General features: G+C 63.8%; 29 protein-coding genes and 1 tRNA gene. 2 read left to right on the top strand and 28 right to left on the bottom strand.

Annotation, left to right across the window (positions count from 1 at the left end; genetic code table 11):
• Nucleotides 1-13 precede the first annotated feature (13 nt).
• Both ACQ3HB_RS20135 and ACQ3HB_RS20130 read left to right on the top strand, forming a co-directional pair.
• Nucleotides 14-205: a hypothetical protein gene (locus tag ACQ3HB_RS20135; RefSeq protein ID WP_430922617.1), complete on the top strand. Its 192-nt coding sequence runs from the start codon at nucleotides 14-16 to the stop codon at nucleotides 203-205.
• Between the two features lie 136 nt (nucleotides 206-341).
• Nucleotides 342-740, top strand: a complete 399-nt coding sequence (locus ACQ3HB_RS20130) for a hypothetical protein (protein WP_430922616.1) — start codon at nucleotides 342-344, stop codon at nucleotides 738-740.
• Between the two features lie 713 nt (nucleotides 741-1,453).
• On the opposite strand, the gene ACQ3HB_RS20125 is transcribed toward ACQ3HB_RS20130, so the two are convergent.
• From ACQ3HB_RS20125 to ACQ3HB_RS19990, 28 genes are all read right to left on the bottom strand, one after another.
• Entirely contained in the window at nucleotides 1,454-1,696 is a 243-nt protein-coding gene (locus tag ACQ3HB_RS20125) for a hypothetical protein (RefSeq protein WP_430922614.1), read from the bottom strand.
• A gap of 1 nt (nucleotide 1,697) precedes the next feature.
• Nucleotides 1,698-1,826: a hypothetical protein gene (locus ACQ3HB_RS20120; RefSeq protein WP_430922612.1), complete on the bottom strand. Its 129-nt coding sequence runs from the start codon at nucleotides 1,824-1,826 to the stop codon at nucleotides 1,698-1,700.
• A 2-nt stretch (nucleotides 1,827-1,828) separates the two neighbouring features.
• Nucleotides 1,829-2,143: a hypothetical protein gene (locus ACQ3HB_RS20115; protein WP_430922611.1), complete on the bottom strand. Its 315-nt coding sequence runs from the start codon at nucleotides 2,141-2,143 to the stop codon at nucleotides 1,829-1,831.
• A gap of 83 nt (nucleotides 2,144-2,226) precedes the next feature.
• The gene (locus ACQ3HB_RS20110) at nucleotides 2,227-2,391 is read right to left on the bottom strand and encodes a hypothetical protein (RefSeq protein WP_430922609.1); all 165 of its coding nucleotides are present in this window, start codon (nucleotides 2,389-2,391) and stop codon (nucleotides 2,227-2,229) included.
• On the bottom strand, nucleotides 2,384-2,686 hold the full coding sequence (locus ACQ3HB_RS20105) for a hypothetical protein (RefSeq protein ID WP_430922608.1): 303 nt from the start codon (nucleotides 2,684-2,686) through the stop codon (nucleotides 2,384-2,386). The genes ACQ3HB_RS20110 and ACQ3HB_RS20105 overlap by 8 nt, the downstream gene beginning before the upstream one ends.
• Nucleotides 2,687-3,245: 559 nt before the next feature.
• Nucleotides 3,246-3,318: transfer RNA gene (locus ACQ3HB_RS20100), tRNA-Trp, on the bottom strand.
• Between the two features lie 364 nt (nucleotides 3,319-3,682).
• Nucleotides 3,683-3,904: a hypothetical protein gene (locus tag ACQ3HB_RS20095; protein WP_430922606.1), complete on the bottom strand. Its 222-nt coding sequence runs from the start codon at nucleotides 3,902-3,904 to the stop codon at nucleotides 3,683-3,685.
• A 4-nt stretch (nucleotides 3,905-3,908) separates the two neighbouring features.
• Complete coding sequence (locus tag ACQ3HB_RS20090) at nucleotides 3,909-4,601, bottom strand: DUF7341 domain-containing protein (protein ID WP_430922604.1); 693 nt, start codon at nucleotides 4,599-4,601, stop codon at nucleotides 3,909-3,911.
• A 174-nt stretch (nucleotides 4,602-4,775) separates the two neighbouring features.
• Entirely contained in the window at nucleotides 4,776-4,946 is a 171-nt protein-coding gene (locus ACQ3HB_RS20085) for a hypothetical protein (RefSeq protein ID WP_430922602.1), read from the bottom strand.
• Between the two features lie 222 nt (nucleotides 4,947-5,168).
• Entirely contained in the window at nucleotides 5,169-5,354 is a 186-nt protein-coding gene (locus ACQ3HB_RS20080; RefSeq protein WP_430922601.1) for a hypothetical protein, read from the bottom strand.
• Between the two features lie 234 nt (nucleotides 5,355-5,588).
• Nucleotides 5,589-5,936: a hypothetical protein gene (locus tag ACQ3HB_RS20075; protein ID WP_430922599.1), complete on the bottom strand. Its 348-nt coding sequence runs from the start codon at nucleotides 5,934-5,936 to the stop codon at nucleotides 5,589-5,591.
• The gene (locus tag ACQ3HB_RS20070) at nucleotides 5,929-6,315 is read right to left on the bottom strand and encodes a hypothetical protein (protein WP_430922597.1); all 387 of its coding nucleotides are present in this window, start codon (nucleotides 6,313-6,315) and stop codon (nucleotides 5,929-5,931) included. The genes ACQ3HB_RS20075 and ACQ3HB_RS20070 overlap by 8 nt, the downstream gene beginning before the upstream one ends.
• Nucleotides 6,308-6,742, bottom strand: coding sequence for a hypothetical protein (locus tag ACQ3HB_RS20065; RefSeq protein WP_430922595.1), 435 nt, complete (start codon nucleotides 6,740-6,742; stop codon nucleotides 6,308-6,310). The genes ACQ3HB_RS20070 and ACQ3HB_RS20065 overlap by 8 nt, the downstream gene beginning before the upstream one ends.
• Nucleotides 6,743-6,986: 244 nt before the next feature.
• Nucleotides 6,987-7,181, bottom strand: a complete 195-nt coding sequence (locus ACQ3HB_RS20060) for a hypothetical protein (protein ID WP_430922594.1) — start codon at nucleotides 7,179-7,181, stop codon at nucleotides 6,987-6,989.
• Entirely contained in the window at nucleotides 7,181-7,528 is a 348-nt protein-coding gene (locus ACQ3HB_RS20055; protein WP_430922592.1) for a hypothetical protein, read from the bottom strand. Before ACQ3HB_RS20055 ends, ACQ3HB_RS20060 begins: the two co-directional genes overlap by 1 nt.
• Nucleotides 7,525-8,169, bottom strand: coding sequence for a hypothetical protein (locus ACQ3HB_RS20050; protein ID WP_430922590.1), 645 nt, complete (start codon nucleotides 8,167-8,169; stop codon nucleotides 7,525-7,527). Before ACQ3HB_RS20050 ends, ACQ3HB_RS20055 begins: the two co-directional genes overlap by 4 nt.
• Nucleotides 8,166-8,435 (bottom strand): hypothetical protein, encoded by a 270-nt coding sequence (locus ACQ3HB_RS20045; RefSeq protein WP_430922588.1) that lies wholly within the window; start codon nucleotides 8,433-8,435, stop codon nucleotides 8,166-8,168. Before ACQ3HB_RS20045 ends, ACQ3HB_RS20050 begins: the two co-directional genes overlap by 4 nt.
• 281 nt (nucleotides 8,436-8,716) lie before the next feature.
• Complete coding sequence (locus tag ACQ3HB_RS20040; RefSeq protein WP_430922587.1) at nucleotides 8,717-8,938, bottom strand: hypothetical protein; 222 nt, start codon at nucleotides 8,936-8,938, stop codon at nucleotides 8,717-8,719.
• A 58-nt stretch (nucleotides 8,939-8,996) separates the two neighbouring features.
• Nucleotides 8,997-9,446 (bottom strand): single-stranded DNA-binding protein, encoded by a 450-nt coding sequence (locus ACQ3HB_RS20035; protein WP_430922585.1) that lies wholly within the window; start codon nucleotides 9,444-9,446, stop codon nucleotides 8,997-8,999.
• 301 nt (nucleotides 9,447-9,747) lie between these two features.
• Nucleotides 9,748-10,206: a hypothetical protein gene (locus ACQ3HB_RS20030; protein WP_430922584.1), complete on the bottom strand. Its 459-nt coding sequence runs from the start codon at nucleotides 10,204-10,206 to the stop codon at nucleotides 9,748-9,750.
• Entirely contained in the window at nucleotides 10,203-10,994 is a 792-nt protein-coding gene (locus tag ACQ3HB_RS20025) for a hypothetical protein (protein ID WP_430922583.1), read from the bottom strand. The genes ACQ3HB_RS20030 and ACQ3HB_RS20025 overlap by 4 nt, the downstream gene beginning before the upstream one ends.
• A complete protein-coding gene (locus ACQ3HB_RS20020; RefSeq protein WP_430922581.1) occupies nucleotides 10,994-11,395 on the bottom strand; it encodes a GIY-YIG nuclease family protein in 402 nt (133 codons plus the stop codon). The genes ACQ3HB_RS20025 and ACQ3HB_RS20020 overlap by 1 nt, the downstream gene beginning before the upstream one ends.
• Nucleotides 11,396-11,418: 23 nt before the next feature.
• On the bottom strand, nucleotides 11,419-11,814 hold the full coding sequence (locus ACQ3HB_RS20015; RefSeq protein ID WP_430922579.1) for an HNH endonuclease: 396 nt from the start codon (nucleotides 11,812-11,814) through the stop codon (nucleotides 11,419-11,421).
• On the bottom strand, nucleotides 11,811-12,116 hold the full coding sequence (locus ACQ3HB_RS20010) for a hypothetical protein (RefSeq protein ID WP_430922578.1): 306 nt from the start codon (nucleotides 12,114-12,116) through the stop codon (nucleotides 11,811-11,813). Before ACQ3HB_RS20010 ends, ACQ3HB_RS20015 begins: the two co-directional genes overlap by 4 nt.
• Nucleotides 12,117-12,124: 8 nt before the next feature.
• Nucleotides 12,125-12,670, bottom strand: coding sequence for a hypothetical protein (locus tag ACQ3HB_RS20005; protein ID WP_430922576.1), 546 nt, complete (start codon nucleotides 12,668-12,670; stop codon nucleotides 12,125-12,127).
• A complete protein-coding gene (locus ACQ3HB_RS20000) occupies nucleotides 12,667-13,503 on the bottom strand; it encodes an AAA family ATPase (protein ID WP_430922574.1) in 837 nt (278 codons plus the stop codon). Before ACQ3HB_RS20000 ends, ACQ3HB_RS20005 begins: the two co-directional genes overlap by 4 nt.
• Entirely contained in the window at nucleotides 13,503-14,348 is an 846-nt protein-coding gene (locus tag ACQ3HB_RS19995; protein WP_430922572.1) for a PD-(D/E)XK nuclease-like domain-containing protein, read from the bottom strand. The genes ACQ3HB_RS20000 and ACQ3HB_RS19995 overlap by 1 nt, the downstream gene beginning before the upstream one ends.
• A gap of 41 nt (nucleotides 14,349-14,389) precedes the next feature.
• On the bottom strand, nucleotides 14,390-15,030 hold a 641-nt coding region (locus tag ACQ3HB_RS19990), incomplete at its 5' end, for a hypothetical protein (RefSeq protein ID WP_430922570.1).

Raw genomic sequence — 15,030 nt, 5'->3', positions numbered from 1 at the left:
GTACACTTGAGTCATGGAACTGAATGAAGTCGTGAATGCCGAATCGGCCAAGCTGACCGCACTCATCGAACGAGCGTGCGAGTTGATGATCACCTCGACCGATGAGGTTGGAGTGCTCGTCCACCACCGCGAAGATGGGTCAGCCGACGTTTCACTGACCACGAAGTATCAGCCGATGGTTGTAACCCACACCCGCGATGCGTGAGTGCGGATACTGCGGGAAGTCGATCGTTCGGAAGAACGCCCAAGCGCGGTACTGCTCCGACAAATGCCGGAACTACGACCGGCGCCGGAAAGCGTCCACATCGATCCCGCAAGCACTGATCCGCCGCGATCGATGGGTGCGCCGAGCTCCCGACAAGACGCCGCTGCGAATCAGCGGTCACAACGCCAGTTCGACAAACCCGGCGACCTGGTCGAGCTACGCCGAAGCGGTGAAGTCACGCGCCGGCGTCGGACTCGGATTCGTCCTTGGCGACGGCATCGGATGCATCGACCTTGACCACTGCCTCATCGACGGCAGCCCAACCGAGCAGGCCGCACGCTTCCTCGAGAGCTACCCGAAACACTTCATCGAAATCTCGCCCAGTGGTGACGGGCTCCACATCTGGGGCACCAGCGAGGAAGTGCCGGGGACCCGAGGAATCGAAGGCGGGCTGCATGTCGAGCGCTACAGCACCGGCCGCTACATCACTGTCACTGGAAACGTCTACCAGCACGGCGACCTCCTGCCCCTGTAGCTGTACCGGTTTTCTCGGCACGCGCCAATCTGAGGCGTCGGGCACTTCGGGGCACTCGATGACCGGAGAACGAACCGCCATTGCTCAGTCGAACAGCCTCGGGCCAGCGAGAGGCAAAATCCCCAGACCCGTAGCCAGCGGGAACCACAGCACCTTATAGCGCTTGCTGGGGCACCCAGGGAGGGGGTGGGACGCCTACCCCTTTGAGACGAGGTGGCATGTGCATGATGCTCATTTCAGTCCTGGGTGACCCTCGCGCTTGCGGAACGCTGATGGTCGGCCTCGTGCCCCCTGTGCGCGTGCTGCGGCGGCTTGTTGCATGGTCTCGCGGTTGTGGTGCCAGTGACACTTGGTGATGACGTCGCTTGCTGTTGTGTTTTCGCCAAGTTGCCAGCGTCCGATGTGGGCGGCTTCGAGGTTGGTGGTTTCGGGGCAGCGTGTGCCGTCTTGCATCGTGACTGTGCACCGGTTGCCGTCTCGTTCGAGGCAGGCTCGGCGTACCGGTGTGGGTACGTGTGTTGGTCTGTTGTTCTCCCATGGCATGGCGTGAGCCTCCGTGTGGGGTGTGGCGGGTTGGTGCGGGGGTGCCCCTGGGGTTGAGTCGAGGGGGTGGGGGTTGTTGCTAGCCCCCCTGGGGGTTTGGTTGGCCCCCGGGGGTTGTTTGGTGTGCGTAGATCGGTGCACCGTACCCGTCGTACCCGATGGGCGTGAGGTCAGGCACGGACACGAAGGTTCTCGGCGAGGATGGTGACCGTGACCCTGGCGACATCGTCCAGGCCCGAGTGGGTCTCGATGCTGTCTTCGGCGATGTGCCACGGGAACTCTTGACCGTCGATGGTGATCGAGTGCTTGCCGTTGCGTCGGTCGACGACGATGTTGCGGGCGAGAACACGGTCTGATCCCTGTCCTGTGGGGATCACCGTAACGGTGGCTTCTGCTGGTTCGATGCGGGCCATGTCATGCCTCCGGGTTGCTCAGTGGTTGGATCGGGATGATCGCTTCCGGGTAAGGGTCGGTCTCAACGAGGCGCGTGGTCGCCGCGGTGGTGACCAGTCCGCCAGGAGCGATGTCACGAGGATCAGCCATGGTCACTCCTCGTAGTAGCCGAGTGCGTAGAGCCTTGTCATGAGGCGTTCGAGTAGGTCGCTGTGGAGGTGCGCTGCCTGCTCGTTGTGGTGGGTGAGGTGGTCGGTCGCGAGGTCGCCGTCTGTGACGCAGTCCATCCGGTAGATGGTGGATGCTGCGTGGTGGAGTTCGTGGGCGATCATCGCGGTGCCGAGGTACTCGGCGCTGATGCGAATGAGGACGCCTGCCGGGTTGCCGTTGTCGTCGTTCCGGGCTTGGCAGATGCCGAGAGCGTGGGGAACGGGTTCGCGGTTGTACGCCTCACTGGCTGCGCGCATCTCATCGAGCGTGTCGTACACGTGGACGGGAACTGTTCGTCGGCGCCCGGTTGCCCTGCTCGATATGCGGATGACACGCGAGGTCACTCGGCTTCTCTCCCGTCGAGGGAGTGGTGCACGATGACCCAGCCGTACGAGCCGTCGTCGCGTTGGACAGGTTCGGTACGTGGACCGCAGAGGCAGTCGTCACCGATGTCGTCATGAGCGAGGAGGTCGTTGGTCGGGATGACGTGGACGGCGTCAGACATACCTGGCCTTGGTGAGCTTGTCCACTTCGGTCTGGAAGGCATCGCGTGCGGCCATGAGCTTGTTGTAGTCACTGATGCCGAGGGCCAGATCGATCGTCCAACTGATGGCCAGCACCAGATAGATGCCTGCCCAGAAGGTTCCCCACGTGTTCACCGTGAGAGCGGTGAGAGCCAACACGGCGAAGAAGCGGGCGAAGACCAGGCGTGCCGCGAGTTGGACGCTACCGTTCAGCGTGGCGCGCGCGAGCTCGGTGATCTGCCGGCTGGCGTCTGGGGTCATGGTTCGTTCGCTCATCACTGTTCCCGTCCGTCGAGGCTGTGGTGTTCGACTACCCATCTGAGTTCCCCGGTGGTCGTGTTGGACCGGTGTGTTGGTCCGCAGATGCAATCACTGTCGGGTTGGTGTTCGATGAGGTCTTGGTCGGGGATGATGTGGGTGTCTTTGGGGTGGTGGTAGATGAGCCAGTCACCAGGGGTGTACATGGTCACACGAGGGGGAAGCAGTCGTCGGATGCCCAGTGGGAAGCGAGCTGGTCAGCTGCTTGGTCACGCGTGACTATCCCTCTGCCTGGTTCGCCACATTCGAGGCAGTCCCAGCTCCACCCGAGGAGGGCGTCATCTTCATCGTTGATCGGAACCAGTGGCATGATGTGGCCTTCTCTTCGAGCGAAGGGAACGTACAGCTGTTCTGTAGCGTGTGCACTGGTGGGTGACGCGTCATGCGGCTTGAGTCGGATAACCGGGTGTGTCGTGATCGACACAGACGCACATCCGCGTCACCCACCAGTGCAGTAAACGACCCGGGGGTCGCGGGGAAGCACCTACCCCGGACATCTGGTCCGGATCAGCACTTGCATACCCCGCAGGATTCGAACCTGCAACCTGCGGTTTTGGAGACCGCTGCTCTGCCAGTTGAGCTAGGGGCATATGGCCCGATGCGTTGAGCGTGCACGCTCTCGGCTTCCATAACGACCACGACTCGGACGGATCGTGGGTCGGCTGGGCTTGACCTATTCGGCCCGGCGGTAGGTTTTGTCGCGGCCCTGCATGACAGCGTGTGTCGTTTGACTGACTGGGCTGGTTCCGTCCTCACTGGCCTGTTGGCTCCGAGGGGCATACCAGCTCGTCTTCTCCTGTGGGTGGTGGCGCTGATGCTGGGCCGCGGCGACTTAACGACGAAAGGCCCCCACCGAAGTGAGGGCCTTGTCGAAGTGATCAGCCGGTTGTGGGCAGAGCTCTACCGGCTTGGGCACTATTTTGCCACAGATGCGTTGAGTTAACAAGCTCTAGGTCACGGCGTGTCGTCTGTCGCCAGAATCAGGCGCCTCTGACCGTCTTCGACCTCGATGCGCCAGGATGCGGGCACTGTGTCGAACTTGATGGGTTCGGTGATCTCGTGTGCGTCCCAGTGGTCGCCGGTCCACTTCTGGATTCCGTTCATGATTCCTTGGAACGCCCACACGGGCATGCTGATCGTTATGATCTCGTCGTGTGGTTTCAGGTTCTCTGTCATGTGCTCATCCTTTCAGCTCAGGTAGTGGCTTTGCCCCGAGGAGCGGCGCGAGGACATCAATGAACGACCCCGGCCACCATGTCGCACCACACGCTGAGCAGCGCGCTTCATCGACGGTTGCGTTGTCGGCCTTGTAGTGGATGTTGAAAGCGGCGACGTGGATGTCTTCGCCGTCCTTCTTCCGCTGGATGTACCGAACGCCGCAGTCAGGGCACGGCGCGTTGATCTCCTTCACCCGAGGCGGCACGAAGTACTCCTCGACACGTTGCACCCACCTGGCGACAAGTGACGCCGCGGTGTGTTCTTCGTACTGCGAGTACACCTTCCCGTTGATGTCGGTGGTTCGGCTGGTGACAACGACGCGTTTGTCTTCGGTCACCCGCTGGTACCAGTCTTGGATGTTCTCCTCAGCATGGGCGAGACCGGTGGGTCTCCCCGTGACGGCAGCGAGTGCTTCCGCCGCCTGTCGGTCGATGTCGGCGTACAGGTCGGCGGCGGTCGCCTCCAAAGGCGGTTTGGATCCGAACGACGATCCGCCGGCGCCACCGGTCATCCCAGAAGTAATGGCCTCCCGCAAGCGTTGCAGGAGACCATCGGTTTCGGGGTAGTCGGTTGTGCCGTCGTCTCGTTCGACGGTGACCTTGTGGGTTTCGGTGAGCCGGTTTACCAGCGAACCGAACGATTCTTCGGTGGTCATGGTCTCCTCCTGGTGGTCTCGGGGGTCGGGGTAGGCAGGTCGTAGATTGTCCGTTCAAACGGAGTCAGGCAGCGCTCGTCGGCGTAGGTCGTCGAGCCGTCGTCCTCATGAGATACGTAGAAGCGGTTCGCAAACCGTCCGCATAGCTGGCACCGTCGGCCGTCCCATCCGCGTTCAGCCATCGGTCTCTCCTTCGTTGGTAGTCGGAACAGGGGTGGGTGCGGGCGGCAGCCCGATGCGGTGGATGCCGGTACCGTCGCACCAGCAGTACCCCGACGCGTACACGCTGCCGCCGACGACCACAGCCGCCCAGTGCGGTTTCGGCTGGGGGTGCGCCTCAGGCATGGTTGGTCTCCTCTTCGGTAGATGTGGTGGGCGGGACGACCGTGTACCGGCCGGCGCGAGCTGGAACGGTTTCTCCGGGACGCGGTGCAGGGTGCCCGGCCTTCCGATGTGCGCGCAGGTCAGCGCGCGCTTCTCTGACGGTCACGCGCGGTTTCCCGACGAGCCGCATGCACGTCTCGCACCAGGCGTGCCGTGTGGTGAAGCGGACTGTCTCAATCGCCTTCACGAGCCCGCTCCTGTCGCTTCGCCGGCGTGCTGACCGTCGATGTGCCCCGTCGCGTACCCCTGCTCGAATCCCTGCTTGAACGCCTCACGCAGCATCGGGAACGTCAGCCGCTCCCAGAGCCCGCGAGGTCGCGATAGCACCGACGAGGCAAGAGCTCGACGCATCTTCGTGTAGCCGCTCACGAGTCCGCTCCTGCCTGCTCTGAGTCTGTCGATTTCGGGAGCGGCCCGGCGCACCAGCAAGCGCATCTCTGCTCACTGGGATCAGGCTTGCCGTGAGCTTTCGCCCACTCGACGTCCTCGACTCCTGCCCACGAGTGCTTCGTGACCTCGTCGAAGTGGTAGCCGAACTCGCACGACTCGCATCGAACTAGGTGGACGCGTGCGCTCGGCGTGAACACGACGTGCTGCAACTCCTCAGCCACGATCGGCCTCCGAATCTGTCGGTTCCGGTTCGTCGTCGCGCTCGGCCACACAGTGCTCGCATTCGCACTCCTCGTCGGAGGAGTTGTGCAGCCAGTCGGTCTGCGCGACACCGACACCAGGGCCGCCGTACACGTCCATCGTGACGCTCGCGACGTACTCGCCGTCGCACCACATGGCACGCATCGCGTTCCCTCGGCCGGGCCGGGATTCGTCTTCCCAGACGACCGTCCACTGCCAGTCGGAGAGATCGTCCGACACCGTGCTCGTGTCGACGTCGCGCTGGATCTCAGCCAGGACACCGGGCCACGCGTTCGCCTGTCGTTCAGTCATCTCAGGCACGAGTGCCTCCGTTCGTCTCGGTTGGTTCTGGGGCTGTCGCCGGGGTGGGGCGGAACCGGGCATCCAGGTCCGCGCGGATTTCAGCGATGATCGACGGTGGGAGGTAGAACGCTGGCCCCCTGATGGCCTTGGCGACCGGTTGACCGTTGCTCAGGGCGAACTCGGCCACGCGGGCGTAGAACTCCTGTTGCTCCAAATGAGCACCAAAGCTCGCTTTCGCTTCCACCTCACGGTCGTGAGCGGCGAGCCAGGCGTCGAAAGCGGCCGCACGCGCGTTGTCACGTTCGGGGGTCGGTTCCTCCCAGGGGCGGGCAACAGCCATGCCAGCCTCCACGTAGTCGCGGATCTGTTCTGTTGTCGGGACGTTCGCGTCATCCACGGGTCTCTCCTTCCGTCTCGATAGGGACCCACGGCCCTGCCGGCGTACGGCGCAAGATTTCCCGCCCTTCTCCAAAGGCAACGAATCGTTCTGCGTGCCCGAGATCGAATGACGGGTAGATGAAGCCAGCGGATTTGACTGCGTACTCGAACTCCGTGTCCGCTTTCACGGCTTCCAGGGCAGACGAGGAACCAGCAGAGGCAAGGATCCCCTTGAGTTCGCGTGCCTCTGCGTGGTCGAGGTACTCACCGGCCGCATCCGTTGCCCAAGCTCGCGCCGCGTCGATCACGGCTTGCAGGCGGGCGGTCTCGGCAAGCTGAGCTTCGAGAGCGTCGGCAAGAGCCTCCTGAATGGTCACTACGCCGGGTACGCGCACGGCTTTGGCTCGCGCTTCGGCGATCAGTTCTGTGGGTGTGGGGTCGGTCACGATGCTTCTCCTGTCGGTGTCGTCGGTCGGATCGGGAACACCTGGCAGGTGTGATCTCCGAATGCTGCTGCGACCATGCACGGGGTGCAGCTGATGCCGCGGCTTGCCCGGTCGAGGCGAGAACCCCGGCGCGGCGGCCGGTGCTCGGCACATGCCGGGTCGGTGCGGAGGTGGCGGTCGTCTGTCGGCCGTTCGATCGCGGACGACAGTTCGTGACGGGCGAGGATGCCCCAGTCGCGGAGGCTCACGCGCTCTCACCGCATGCGCTCGGCTCGGTGCCGCGTCGATAGCGAACCTCGCGCCGCATGGGGTTGTCGACCTCGACCATTCGATCCTGACGGCCCTCGGCTTCCAGTCCTTCGATGTAGGCGGGGTCCTTCGACAGGGCGATCACCTGGTCGACCTCCTCCGAAGTCATCAGGCGCCGCTCGCCGGGCATCACAGGTCGCTCCTCTCGGTGTCGCGTTCTTCGGCAGCTTGGAACATGGCTGCCAGGGCCATCTCGGCGTCAACGTCGCCTTGGCGCACAGCCTCCTGAACGGCGTCCGTCGAGACGTCGAAATAGCGGGCGAGGTCCCACACTGTGAGGGCTGTGTCGTAGTGAAGCATGTTGAGGACTTCCATCGTGAGACGTCCCGCCGCGACCACCCTTGCGACCGTGTTCAGAAGGTCGTCTGGTGAAACGCAGGCGACGCGGGCGCTGCGCCGGACCGCGACGAGCGTCGGTTCGATTTCGGCTACAGGAACGCCGGCGACGGTAAGCATCCTGCGTTCGTCGATGCTCACGATGCACCTCCGCAGATGCAGGGGGTGATCCAACACGACGAGCACACGATCACGGGTTCCTCTGGTTCGATGCGCGGCAACCGTGGCGGCTGGTACGCCACCCTCGGTCGTGCTTCGACAGGAGCTTCATGGGAGGCCGTAGAAGTCTCCGGGGTGGTATCGGGTGCTTCGAGGACTACGACGGCGTGACGATCGATCCCTGGGCGTCCCTCGATGCCTTGCAGGTCACACTCACACCGGAACAGCATGCGACCGGTGACCTTCTCCCCCGTGGACTGCCACCGGTGCACATGCCCGAGCGACTGCACGATCTGCCGGAACGATGCCGATGGGAGGACGTCGCCGCAGTGCTCGCACGACACGACCACGTCGGCGGCGTCACCGTCACCCCACTCGGCGCCGACCGCGTACTCGTCGCAGACCTGGCAGGCCCGCGGGAACACGTCCCGCGGCTTCCGGTCCGTCATCGGGTACTGCGACCGCAACGTCCACAGGAACCCCGCAGCGTCGACCGCGAACGTCTCGCCGGACGGGTGCGCGGCGATGGATTCGAGGACCCGTCGCCCGGTTGGGGTGATGTCGTCGGGTGACAGGAGTCGGAGTGCTGCACGGAAGCGTTCAGCGACTGCGTGGTCGGTCATGTCGCCACCTCTTCGTACGTTGCAGCGAAGATGTCCGGCTTGCACGGGTAGAACTCGCCATGCACGCCGCGGATGATCCAGTCGCCGAGTTCGGCAGTCATGGTCCCTTCGAGGGTTTCGATGAGCGCGTGACTCACTTTGGTCCCCTGCATGCCCCGCCGGATGAACCGGATGCCAGGGCAGAACTCCTGCACGTCCTTGTACGGTTTCTCGAACCGCACGGCTTGGATTTCGACGGGCTTCTTGCGGTAGGTCTTGGCGGTCATATCGTCACCGCCCCGGGAATCGAAGGGTGTAGCGCATCCGACCGATCCAGGTCAGGTGCGCGTTGTGCGGGGAGGTATCGGTGCATCCGTTGCACCGGCGGGTCGAAAGCTTGCTGATGAGTCGCTTCATGTCGTTCTCCTGTTCTTGGGGTCGTTCCTGCACGGGATCGCTGAGCGCCCGTAGGGTCCGAAGCAGACACCGCAGCGGTGTTCTTCGGGTTCGCGTGCCTGGGTTTCGGGGGTGACGGGTCCCGTGTTCACAGGACCGTGGATGCGGTGGTTCATGAGAACCTCCCGGCGATCGCGTCGTTCTTGACCGATCGGATGGCGGCGAGCCTTGGATGCTCGTGGTTGGATGCCGAGGTGACACGGATCTGTTGGAAGATTCCCTCGCGACGTTCCACTTCCTCGAAGGCGGTTTTGAGTTGACCGTTCATGAGGATCGCGGCCAGCTGCATCGATTCGTGATCAATCTCGGCCCGGTACCTGATGGCGGACAACATGCCTGCGGTGTACGGGTATGCGACGTGGTTGACGCTGGCCGCTGCCGCCGAGAGCGGGCTAGAAGGGAGTTTCGGCATCGTTCCCACCCCCAGCCCACGAATCGGTGCTTGCGGGTGCTGTCTGTGCCCACGGTTCCTGTGCTGGCTGGCCTTGTGCGCCAGTCTGGGGCGATTTGGGTGCTCGTGCGACCACGGACAACGTCGCGCCCTTGAGGCGGATGGACGCGGCCGTTTCCCCGGGCTGCTTCTGGTACACGTTCAGCTCCGGCATGCCCTCGATGCGGACGAGCGTGCCCTTCCGCACCGTCGCTGCGACGACCGGGGCGAGCTCTTCCCAGAACGCCGCCTGGAACCACACCGTCTGCCCGGCGTCGACCCATTCGCCGCGCTCGTTCTTCTTCCTCGGCGTGTGCGGCACATCCACGGTGACGACCTGCTTGCCGCCACCGTCACGGATCTCCGGATCGGATGCGACGAAGCCTTCGATGTTCACTGTTGCCTTGCTCATGCTGCTCTCCTGTGTTCGTTGTTTCGTTTCTGTCGCAGTGCAGCCCGACCCTCGGGCGACTGCCTGTACGTGGTGCTGCGGTCGTACCCACGCGACTCGGCGATCGCCGCAGCGATCTCGCCACGTGTGGGACGCCGGGTACTGTTCGCGCGGTTGAGTGCGGCGACCCGGAGCATGTGCTCGGCCCGCATCTGCTGGTCGGCCCGTGACCCCGGCCGCTCATCCAACGACGGCGTCCCGAACCTCTCGGCTTCCAGCACCCGCTTGTCGATCGATGCGACGAACGCGTCCCATGCGGTTATCACTCGACCCTCCGCCCCACCTGGCCGACATCGACCGGGTTCGGTTCGAGAAAGTCCAGCTCGAGGTGCACGTTCGCTTGCCGGTTCTCCCGCTCCCGGATCGTCGCCAACTGCTGTTGGGTGTGATCCGGGAGTGGGCGCCGGGTAGGCCAATCCGATTCGATGAGGCCACGAGCCTTCGCGCTGCGGACGTCGGCCTCGATCTCGTACATGCTGTTGCGCTCGACGACCTGTAGCGCATCGACGATGTGCGCAACCGACAGGTACTCGTGACGATTCGGGCCCCGATGGTGAGCGATGATCACTGCCTCCAACTGCTGATACGACGCGGCCGCGATCTCGGGGATGCACGCCCATGCCTCGACCGCAGCCCGTGATGGTTTCCGCTGGTCGAAACCGGAGGCGAACGCGAGCGCCTTCGTGATGTCGGCTCGGACTCTCATTTCTTCGTCGTTCATTGCTCAATCTCCATCTGTGGTGACGGTTGCGCGTAGGTCGCCCAGAGCTCGGCGTGGCCGTCGAGGTTGCTGCGCTCCTGTTGTCGCTGCGGGAGTTCGTCTGTCCAGCGCTCCTTGCTGAGCCACACCCCCAGCGCCGGGACGAACCGTGTCTCCGTGGTCGCGGCGTACGCGTCACCGAATCTGATGACCACGGCGACGAGCTCGGACACGTCGGGGAACTTCCGGGCAGCGACCTTGAACTTCTCAAGCGCTGGTTTCCGCTCGACCTTCTTCGGCCAATGAGGCCAAGCGGTTTCGAACGCATTCGTCAGCGCCGAAGGTGCTGGAGTGTCTGTTCCCCTGTTCCTCTGTTCCCCTGTTCCTCTGTTCCCCTGTTCCTCTGTTCCAGGGGCTGAGGTTCCGCGCTCATGCACGGAACTTCCGCGCGTTTCCGTGTCGGCGATAATGCCCTGATCAGGAGTGGGATTTCGGCGGTTCGCTCGTCGCTCGTTCTTCTGGTGCTGGTCCCACGACGGAATGGCGTAGTAGGGGCGAGAATCGACGTCGTACCAGACCACCCCGTAGCAGTCAGCGACTTCCGTGCGTAGGCGCGGAAAATCCGCTGCTGTTACGTCGTCGTCATTCGGGAAAGCGAACCCGATGAGTTGCTTCGGGTTTCCTGTCCCGACCCCCCAGTCATCCGCCCAGTTCCAGAGGGCGATGAAGAACAGCCGTCCGCGTAGGCTTGCCGCCGCGGTGCCGGGGGAATCCCAGAACTCCGGCTTGATCGTTCTGATCCTCGCCATCAGCCCATCGCCCGTCTCGCCGGAGCGGCGACGTTAGCCGAAGGGTGGAGCTCGCGGATTGCGAGAGCTTCCAGGCGAGCGGTGTTCGGGCCACTGAAATCCCAAGGCTTCCGATGGAAGGGCGGGACCTCTTCGACTCGGATAATTACTGCGCCGGTTGCCATGGGCCACCACGCCTTTCGTCGGTGTTTCGTGAACCGATCAGCCGGACGAAAAGAGCGCCCCACGTACAGCAGCTCGTCGGCCTCGTTGAACAGCAGGTACACGTACTCGCAGTCCGAGCGCATCGGAGCGATCGAGTTGAGCCGCGTCGGCATCGGACCGTCGTAGACGACTTCCCATTTGATGCTTGTCACATCCTTCGAACGCCAGAACTCAGGTTTCGTAGACCGGATCCTCATGTCTCCTCCTCTCCGTCATCTCGTCAGTGCTCCTTTCGTGTGTGGATGATTCGTTTGACGCCGCGGTGTTCATCCGTGACGTCGTCGGTCAGCAACGCCAAACCAGCGAGCCGATAGTTCACAGGCACCTCAGCCGGTGTTGCGAGAGAATGGACTGAGAAACCCGCTTCCCGGCCAGGACCCGTGTGCGCGATCCCATGGCATCCGGAAGCGTTCCCCCGCCCGCACAGGTGCAGCAGGTTCGTTACCTCGTCACGGCCACCCTGAGACCGGTACCGGCGGTGATGCATCTCCGTAGCCCGGCGACGCCCACAGCCCTCACAGACGCCACCAGAGCGGGTGGCGACGGCGTCGTAGGCCGCCTTCGAGAGACGCGCCTGCTCAGCCTTCGACAATAGGGCGACCTTCGGGGCGATCACGGGACATCGCCGAGGCCGGCGAGCAGGTCAGGGATCGTCGCGGTAAGTGGGGTCTCGACATAGTCGACATCGGCGAGCATCGCCTCGATCGCCTTTGCCTTCGTGCCGGCCTCACCGCTGTAACCCTCGCTCGACCATCGCCAGACCGAGACGAATCCCTTCTTGCCGGGCACGTTGACCTTGCGCACGGTTCCGAGCTCATGGAACACCGATCTGGGATTGATGGCGAGTCCATCCGGTGTGTTGCCGAGGATCTGCACCAGGACGCGGTCTCCGCGGACTTCCACGAGAACGCCGGTCATGCCGTCGTTCATTTGGGCCACCTCACCTTGTTCATCGCGGCGACATGATCGCCTGGGAGCGACCCCTCGAGCGGGTCACCGAGCCACCTGGCGCCCATGGCTGCGAGAACGAGCGCGTCGGCCTCGTTGTTGTCCTTGATCGGGACATCCGGGTAGCGGCGCGCGACGGCGAGGAGAACGGTGTCCTTCGACGCGTTGCCCTTGCCGGTGGCGTACATGGCCCGCTGACTTGGGGTGACGATCACCACCGGGGAGTCGACTTGTGGGGCAAGCTGTGACAAGCACAGCCACCAGTTCCCGAAGATCTTGTCCAGGGAGGAGGACTTCGAATGCATCGACAGGCCCTCGATGACGATGAGGTCCGACGCATGTAGGTCAGCTTCGTTTTCGATCGCAGAAGCAATGCCAGCCGTCCGGTCAAGGAAGCTCTCAACGGTGCCGGCATCCGTCTTCGACTTGATCACCGAGGTTCGGACGGACTCTCCATCCCAGATCGCCAGTCCCGTCGAGGTGAGCGAGAGGTCGATGCCGACGACGTTGCGGTGCGTGGTCATTCGGTCACCGGTCCGTCGGTCTGCGCTTCGCCAGTGGGTGGCTCGGCGTAGGTGGCCTGTTCCGTCTCCACGGTGGCGAGGCCGAGCTTTCGCCACAGCCCATCGACAGTGAAGTCGGGCAGGGCGACGCGTGATGGGATCTGGTAGATCACCGATCTTGCGCCGACGAGCTCTGCCTTGCCGCGCTCTGGCATCTCGACGATCGCGTCGACGTCGTACGCCAACGACTTCTGGCCCTGGACCTTCTCCGACTTCTGGTTCGTCGGCTTCCCGTTCTCGATCACAGCGACGGTGTCGAGTCGGGCGGTGATGATCACCGGCCCGTTCCACCGGCGGACGAGGTTCAGGATCTCCACCCATTCGGTGTTGACCTTGTTCCAGATGTCCATGGTGACGATGAACTCGCCCTCACGGTCCTTCTTGCCGCGCTGTTGGGCGATGTACGTGGCCTTGTCGCGCAGTGTCGTCCAGATGCGGGTTCCGGAGTCGAGGACGAGCATGTGGGGCTTGTCCTGGCGTTCGATGGTGAGCAGGTAGCGGATCGTGTCTTTCAGGTCCGCGAGGGTGCCGTTGTGTTCGGCGATCTCGAACCGCGACCCGGGGATGGCGCCGTACTCGTCCGGGTCCTTCTCCCCGAACCCGACCCAGAACGTGCGGTCGATGAGCTCAGAGGACGATGCGAGGGCAGCCTGGTACGACTTCCCGGCCTTCTCTCGTCCTGCGAGGAGCAGGATCGGCCACGACGGCTTGCCGGTAGGCTTCCTCAGCCCTCGTGTAGGTCCAGCCGGTCGGGGTTTGCGTGCCGCGTCTGCGGGCAGTGCGATGTCATTCATCAGAGCGACTCCTGATAGTCAGCGATCAGCCAGAACGGGGCGATCAGCGATTGGATGTTGTCGTCGTACCCAGGCCACGTGTCCGTGTCGAGGCAGCGACGGAGGATGGTGCGAGCTTCCCTGGCCTGCGCGACTCCGATGTCTTCCCAGTCGGAGTTCAGCCGGTAGGCGCCCACGAGGTACGGGGCTTTGGACTCCACGACCACGAACGCGAACCCGTCAAGGTCAATACCGCCGGCGAACTCGTTGGTGTCCATGTAGTGGCCGCGCTGGATGTGATACCCGTGTTCCGCAACGGCCTTCGCGAATCCGCGAGGGGACGCATCACGGGCCGATTTCAGATCCCAGGCGACCGGTGTTCTCCCGCCACTCGGGGCGAAGTCGAACCGGGCTCTGACGTCGAGCTCCGTGTCGGGGTCTGTCCCGAACATGGACACTTCCGAGTGCCCCTCCTGCTCAAGCAGCACTCGAGCTGACGGATGGGCGAGGACGGCTTCGGCCATCGAGTTGACCTCTTCGGCCACATCAGCCTTCACCGGTACTCTCCCGGCCGCACGCGACTTGGCGATGAACTCCTTCGCAGCCGTCGTACTGATCGCCCCATTGGACGCCAGAAGCTTCGCGGGGATGATGTCGATCGGTGCGCCTGTCCCCAGGACCTTGGAGTGAGCAGCCGTGCCGACGTCGAACACCGTTTTCGGCGGCTCGGGGTGCGTCTGCAGGTACTTGTACCGTGCAGGCGAGTCGAGGAGGCGACGTGCGTTCGTTGACGACAGCGCCGGGTGTGCGTGATAGGCAGCCTCATCAAGCCCGTAGACGATGCCTGACGGTCTCTCTTCTCCCATCCATCGTCTGAGGTCTGCGGGGTCGGACTCCAAACGACCAGTCACGACTCCCACCCCGAAACCGTCGCCTTCCCCAGTGCACGGAGCGCCTTGTACTGCAGCACCCACCGCTCCTGCGTTGCCTCGTCAGCACGCCAGTCCTGCCGGCGCCGCTTCACCTCAGCGCTCAACGTGCCCAGCGTTCCCGTCCAGCAGCCGACGACGAGTTCGTGCTTCCCGTTCTTCGTCCGGTACAGGGTCGCCGTGACGTTCTCGGAACCGATCGGGCCGACGACGAGGAAGTGGTTGTGACGTTCGACCCGAGCGTTGCCGTAGACCCGAGCGTTGCCGTAGACCCGAGCGTCGCCGGAGACCCGAGCGTCGCCGTAGACCCAAGCGTTGCCGTAGACCCGAGCGTCGCCGGAGACCCGAGCGTCGCCGTAGACCCAAGCGTCGCCGTAGACCCAAGCGTTGCCGTAGACCCGAGCGTCGCCGGAGACCCGAGCGTCGCCGTAGACCCAAGCGTCGCCGGAGACCCGAGCGTCGCCGTAGACCCAAGCGTTGCCGTAGACCCAAGCGTCGCCGGAGACCCGAGCGTTGCCGGAGACCCGAGCGTTGCCGTAGACCTGAGCGTTGCCGGAGACCCAAGCGTCGCCGGAGACCCGAGCGTCGCCGTTCGCCAACTGCTCGGACTCGATCCAGC

The organism is Plantibacter lichenum (genome assembly GCF_050587525.1).
Lineage (GTDB): Bacteria > Actinomycetota > Actinomycetes > Actinomycetales > Microbacteriaceae > Plantibacter.
Note: the sequence above shows the minus strand (reverse complement) of the source record. Positions and strands in the feature narration are given on the sequence as shown.

Coding starts and splice junctions, on each gene's coding strand:
- ACQ3HB_RS20135 (WP_430922617.1), top strand. CDS start 14: ATGGAACTGAATGAAGTCGTGAATGCCGAATCGGCCAAGCTGACCGCA.
- ACQ3HB_RS20125 (WP_430922614.1), bottom strand. CDS start 1,696: ATGGCCCGCATCGAACCAGCAGAAGCCACCGTTACGGTGATCCCCACA.
- ACQ3HB_RS20120 (WP_430922612.1), bottom strand. CDS start 1,826: ATGGCTGATCCTCGTGACATCGCTCCTGGCGGACTGGTCACCACCGCG.
- ACQ3HB_RS20115 (WP_430922611.1), bottom strand. CDS start 2,143: ATGCGCGCAGCCAGTGAGGCGTACAACCGCGAACCCGTTCCCCACGCT.
- ACQ3HB_RS20110 (WP_430922609.1), bottom strand. CDS start 2,391: ATGTCTGACGCCGTCCACGTCATCCCGACCAACGACCTCCTCGCTCAT.
- ACQ3HB_RS20105 (WP_430922608.1), bottom strand. CDS start 2,686: ATGAGCGAACGAACCATGACCCCAGACGCCAGCCGGCAGATCACCGAG.
- ACQ3HB_RS20095 (WP_430922606.1), bottom strand. CDS start 3,904: ATGACAGAGAACCTGAAACCACACGACGAGATCATAACGATCAGCATG.
- ACQ3HB_RS20090 (WP_430922604.1), bottom strand. CDS start 4,601: ATGACCACCGAAGAATCGTTCGGTTCGCTGGTAAACCGGCTCACCGAA.
- ACQ3HB_RS20085 (WP_430922602.1), bottom strand. CDS start 4,946: ATGCCTGAGGCGCACCCCCAGCCGAAACCGCACTGGGCGGCTGTGGTC.
- ACQ3HB_RS20060 (WP_430922594.1), bottom strand. CDS start 7,181: ATGCCCGGCGAGCGGCGCCTGATGACTTCGGAGGAGGTCGACCAGGTG.
- ACQ3HB_RS20050 (WP_430922590.1), bottom strand. CDS start 8,169: ATGACCGACCACGCAGTCGCTGAACGCTTCCGTGCAGCACTCCGACTC.
- ACQ3HB_RS20045 (WP_430922588.1), bottom strand. CDS start 8,435: ATGACCGCCAAGACCTACCGCAAGAAGCCCGTCGAAATCCAAGCCGTG.
- ACQ3HB_RS20040 (WP_430922587.1), bottom strand. CDS start 8,938: ATGTTGTCCGCCATCAGGTACCGGGCCGAGATTGATCACGAATCGATG.
- ACQ3HB_RS20035 (WP_430922585.1), bottom strand. CDS start 9,446: ATGAGCAAGGCAACAGTGAACATCGAAGGCTTCGTCGCATCCGATCCG.
- ACQ3HB_RS20030 (WP_430922584.1), bottom strand. CDS start 10,206: ATGAACGACGAAGAAATGAGAGTCCGAGCCGACATCACGAAGGCGCTC.
- ACQ3HB_RS20025 (WP_430922583.1), bottom strand. CDS start 10,994: ATGGCGAGGATCAGAACGATCAAGCCGGAGTTCTGGGATTCCCCCGGC.
- ACQ3HB_RS20020 (WP_430922581.1), bottom strand. CDS start 11,395: ATGAGGATCCGGTCTACGAAACCTGAGTTCTGGCGTTCGAAGGATGTG.
- ACQ3HB_RS20010 (WP_430922578.1), bottom strand. CDS start 12,116: ATGACCGGCGTTCTCGTGGAAGTCCGCGGAGACCGCGTCCTGGTGCAG.
- ACQ3HB_RS20005 (WP_430922576.1), bottom strand. CDS start 12,670: ATGACCACGCACCGCAACGTCGTCGGCATCGACCTCTCGCTCACCTCG.
- ACQ3HB_RS20000 (WP_430922574.1), bottom strand. CDS start 13,503: ATGAATGACATCGCACTGCCCGCAGACGCGGCACGCAAACCCCGACCG.
- ACQ3HB_RS19995 (WP_430922572.1), bottom strand. CDS start 14,348: ATGGGAGAAGAGAGACCGTCAGGCATCGTCTACGGGCTTGATGAGGCT.